The sequence below is a fragment of the Methylacidimicrobium cyclopophantes genome, assembly GCF_902143385.2.
GTDB classification, from domain to species: domain Bacteria; phylum Verrucomicrobiota; class Verrucomicrobiia; order Methylacidiphilales; family Methylacidiphilaceae; genus Methylacidimicrobium; species Methylacidimicrobium cyclopophantes.
Genome location: NZ_CABFUZ020000042.1, coordinates 1 through 4,382, shown reverse-complemented (window position 1 = coordinate 4,382; position 4,382 = coordinate 1). Strand labels below are relative to the sequence as shown.

General features: G+C 66.4%; 2 protein-coding genes. Both read right to left on the bottom strand.

Going from position 1 to position 4,382, the window contains the following annotated elements; genetic code table 11:
- The coding region (locus FN369_RS00995; RefSeq protein WP_142524358.1) for a DNA polymerase III subunit alpha at positions 1-2,800 on the bottom strand (2,800 nt) is incomplete at its 3' end.
- Positions 2,801-2,944: 144 nt separating this feature from the next.
- The coding region (locus FN369_RS00990; protein ID WP_142524357.1) for a Y-family DNA polymerase at positions 2,945-4,382 on the bottom strand (1,438 nt) is incomplete at its 5' end.

Sequence of the window (4,382 nt, the reverse complement as noted above, 5' to 3'; positions counted from 1 at the left end):
GAAGGGAGGCGGCGGGCCGAGCGGCGGGTGTCCGTTGGCGGAGATAGGCCATTGGATGGGAGCCTAAGGTGATTCCCGTTCCCGCGTAGTCGGCCCGGAGCCGCTCGGACTGCGTCATGGGGGAGAGGGGGGAAGGGTCTTCCGGTCGGCGCGGGAAGAGCTCCTCCGGGAAAAGGGGCCGCTCGATCCGCCAGAGCGCCTCCCGCCGGTGGGAGGCGAGCCCTTGGAAAGCACCCAGGGCGGCCAGGAGCCGAAGCTCCCTTCGGCTCATCGGAACCCGCTGCCGGAACTCCTCGAGCGAGGCGAAGGGCGCCTCCGCCCGTGCTGCCAGAATCCTCCCGCGGGCCCCGACGCTCAGGCCGCGGGCCATGCGAAGACCCAGGCGGATCGAACCATCCTCCAGGATCGTGCAGGAATCCTCGGAAGAGAGCACCGAGATCGCCCGGAAGCGGATGCCCCTCCTCTTCCCTTCCTGGATCAGAGTGGCCGGGGAATAGAAGCCCATCGGCTGGTGGTTGAGGAGAGCCGCGTAGAACTCGGGGCCGTGGTGTGCTTTCAGATAGGCGCTCGCGTAGGCGAGCCCCGCCCAACTGATCGCATGGCTCTCGGGGAAGCCGTAGAGGGCGAAGGAGGAGAGCGAGCGGGTCACCCAAGCAACGGTCGAAGGAGAGATCCCCCTCTGCCGCATCGCCTGGCCGAGCCTTTCGATCGCCCGCTCCATCCGTCTGGGATCCCGGCGGAACCCGAGCGCCCGTCGCAGCTCCTCGGCCTGGGCGGCCGAGAAGCCCCCGAGCGCCATCGCGATTTGAATCGCCTGCTCCTGGAAGAGGACGATTCCCAAGGTCCGCTCCAGGATGGGAACGAGCCTCGGATCGGGATAGGTCGCCGGTTCCCGACCGCTCCGGCGAGCCAGGTAGGAGCCGATCAGACCCCCATGGATCGGTCCCGGACGGACGATGGCGATCTGGACGACCAGGTCATAAAAGCATTGGGGGCGGAGCCGGGGGAGAATCGCCATTTGGGCGCGGCTCTCCACTTGAAAAACGCCGACGGTCTCCGTCCTCTGCAAGAGCGCAAAGGTGGCCGGATCGTCCTTGGGCAGGCGGGAGAGATCGATCGGATGGCCGCGGGCCCGGCAGCTCTCGGTCGCCTCTTCTAACACGGCGATCATCCCCAGCCCCAAGAGATCGATCTTCACCATCCCGAGCTCCTCACAATCGTCCTTGTCCCATTGGAGGATCGAGCGGCCCGGCATGGAGGCGTTTTCCAAGGGGACGATCCGGTCGAGCTCTCCTTGAGCGATCACCATCCCTCCGGGATGCTGCCCCAAGTGGCGCGGCAGGCCCAAGAGCCTGGGGTAGAGCCGTAAAAACGCCGCCTGCCGGGGATCGTCGGGGGAGAGGCCGCTCTGCCGGCCATGCTCTTCCCAGGAAAGAGTGTGGGGATAGTCTCCTCCGGGGAAGAGGGCGGAGAAACGATCCAGGATCTCCTCGGGGAGGCAGAGGGCCTTGCCCAAGTCCCGGGCCGCGCTCCGGCCTTGGAAAGAGATGACGCTCGCCGTCATCGCCGCCCCTCGGCGTCCGTAGCGGCGGTAGACTTCCTGGATCACCCGCTCTCGGGCCTCCCCGCTCGGCAGATCGAGATCGATGTCGGGCCAGCCCTTCCTCCCTTCGCTCAAGAACCTCTCGAAGAGGAGGCGGCTGCCGACCGGATCGACCGTCGTGATCCCCAAGCTGTAGCAGACCGCGCTATTGGCGGCACTCCCCCGTCCCTGGACCAGCATACCCTCCTCGGTGCACCAGCGGACCAGGTCCCAGACGATCAGAAAATAGCCGGCAAAGCCGAGCCTTCGAATCACCTCCAGCTCGTGGCGAAGCTGGCGTCGGACCGCCGGGGAGAGGGAGCCGTAGCGCTTGCGCGCTTCGGCCCAAACGACCGCTTCCAAGAAGGCCTCCTCGCTCTCCCCCGTGGGGGTGGCATAGCGCGGGAAGGAGTAGCCCAGATCGTCCAGGGAAAATTCGATCCGGGAGGCGATCCGCCCGCTCGCCTCGATCGCTTCGGGAAGATCGGCGAAGAGCGCCTCCATCTCCTGGGGAGACCGGAGATCTCTCCGATCGTTCGGGGAAAGGAGGGCTCCCGCCGCATCGAGGGTGGTGTGGGTCCGCAGGCAGTGGAAGACATCGAGCAGGGGTCTTCCTTCCGCCGTGGCGTAGAGGATTCCTCCCGTCGCCACCGCCGGCAGGCCAAGCTCTTGGGCGACTGACCAGAGCGTCCGGTTGCGGAATCGGTCCCCGCGCCGCCCGCTGCGCTGCAGCTCGATGAAGAGCCGTTCCCGCCCGAGGAGCGAAAGAAGCCTCTTGGCCGGCTCTTTCGGGTCTTCCCCCCGAAAGAGCGCGCGCAAAAGTGGCCCCTCCTCGTCTCCCGTCAATGCCAAGAGACCGGAAGCGCGCTCGCCCAGCTCCACCCACCGGACCCGGCCCTCCCCTTTGGGGCTGCGGAGCTTGGCTTCGGTCAAGAGCCGGCAGAGATTCCGGTAACCCTCCTGGGTTTCCACGAGCACGGGCAGGACCGATCCGTCGTCGAGGGGGATCTCCGCTCCAACCAGCGCCCGGATGCCGGCTTCCCGCGCGGCGGCGTGGAACCGGGGAATCCCGTAAACCCCGTCCCGATCGCAAAGCCCCACGGCGGGCAGTCCCAACCGGGCCGCCTCCCGGACCAGCTCCTCCGGCTGGGAAGCCCCTCGAAGGAAGCTGAAGGCGCTTCGGGCATGGAGCTCGACGTAGGAAGATCGGCGGCGCATTCCTGGGATGGATAGGATATACTCACATGTATAATAAAACAACCTCTTTGCGCCATGGGCCTGCTCGAGCGGGGCCCAAGGGCGTGCGGGCCACGCGGGAGCGCATCCTGGCCTTTCTGCCGTGGCAAAAGGAAGCCTGAGCCTTCACCCATACTCCCCCTCGATCCGCCAACCCTCTGGAAGCTCCGCGAGCCGAAGGATCCTGCCATCCGATAGGGCCGCATCCCATTCCCGCTTCTCCCATTCCCTTCCCCACCAACTTCCGGAGAGGGGATAGGGTCCTTCCCACCCCTCGATCGTCCATCTTCCTTCCGGAGTTTGCAGCTCCCCGGGCCGCCCTTTGCGGGATCGAACGATCGCCGGAACGGGGGGCCGAAAGCGCCGAAGCGGAACTCCGAGGAGGGGGGGAGCGGCCAAGGAAGGAGGCGCTTCGGCAAAGAAGGGATCGAATGGTGCCAAGCCGAATCCCTCCGGCCTGTGGTCGGGAGAGGGGAGGGGAACTCCCACCCGGTCTTCCCCCAAGAGCGCCGAAAGACGTCCGAGGGTTGCCGAAAGGCGGGTGGGGTCGGGAATCGCCCGCCGATCCAAGGTTAGCTGATGCCAGGAAGGAAGAGCGGGGAAGAGCCGGAGCCGAAAGCCCGCCAGAGGGGAGGCGGTCCGATGGTTTTCCAGGAAAGGCTCGACGATTTCCAGGAGCTTTTGCGGCTCCGCGGTCGGAGTCGGCACCGAAAAGGGATGATCCTGTGCAGCTTCTCCTTCTGGAAGGAGGGTGAGCCAAAGAGAAGCAGCCGCCTTGCCCTCCCGCTCCAGCCTCTCGCCGAGGAGGGTTAGGGAAGAGCGCAATGCTTCCCGAAGCGGCGGGATCTCCTCGATCGGCCGCTCCCACTCTCCTCCCGCCTCGAACGGCTCTTCTGGAAATGGGGTGTGCAAGAGCCTGCCCTCCTTTCCTTCGATCTGCTCCCGCAAGGCGATCCCCTCCCTACCCAACCGCTCCCTCACTCCCTCCCGAGGTAGCGCGCTCAGCTCGGCGGGAGTCTCCACTCCCCAGAGGTGGAGCAGAGAAGCAAGTTCCGTATCATCGGTCACCTCCTCGATGGAAAGTTCCTCTGCGATTTCCTCTCCCCGCGCGATGGTCCGGCAAGGGCGGGCTCCCCGGGCGGCCCACAAGGCCAGCTCCGGAGTGGGGCCGATTCCCACTTGGAGGGCGAGACCCTGATCCCGGAAGCGGGAGGGGAGAGTCCTGGGATCCGACAGATCGAAGCCCGATCCCGGCACTCCCCCCGATCCTGTCTGGAAGTACGGATGGCGGCGGAGATCCAAGAAGCAGAGCCCCGGAGTGCTCTCTTCAACCTGACCCGAGCAGCCGTAAGCCGACTCCCGGAGCAAGCGGCGCAGCTTTTCTTCCTCTTCTCGATTCCGGGAAAGGAAGCCGAGGCGGGGGGAGCGGGCTTGGGCCTGAGCCGGACTCATGCCGGGCTCGACCCCTTCCGCTCGGGCTGCCGGATTGATTTCCCGGACTAGAGCCTTGGGCCCGTCCCCTTCCACGAGGGCGGCCGGCCTCTCCCCGAGCTCTGGGGAGAGG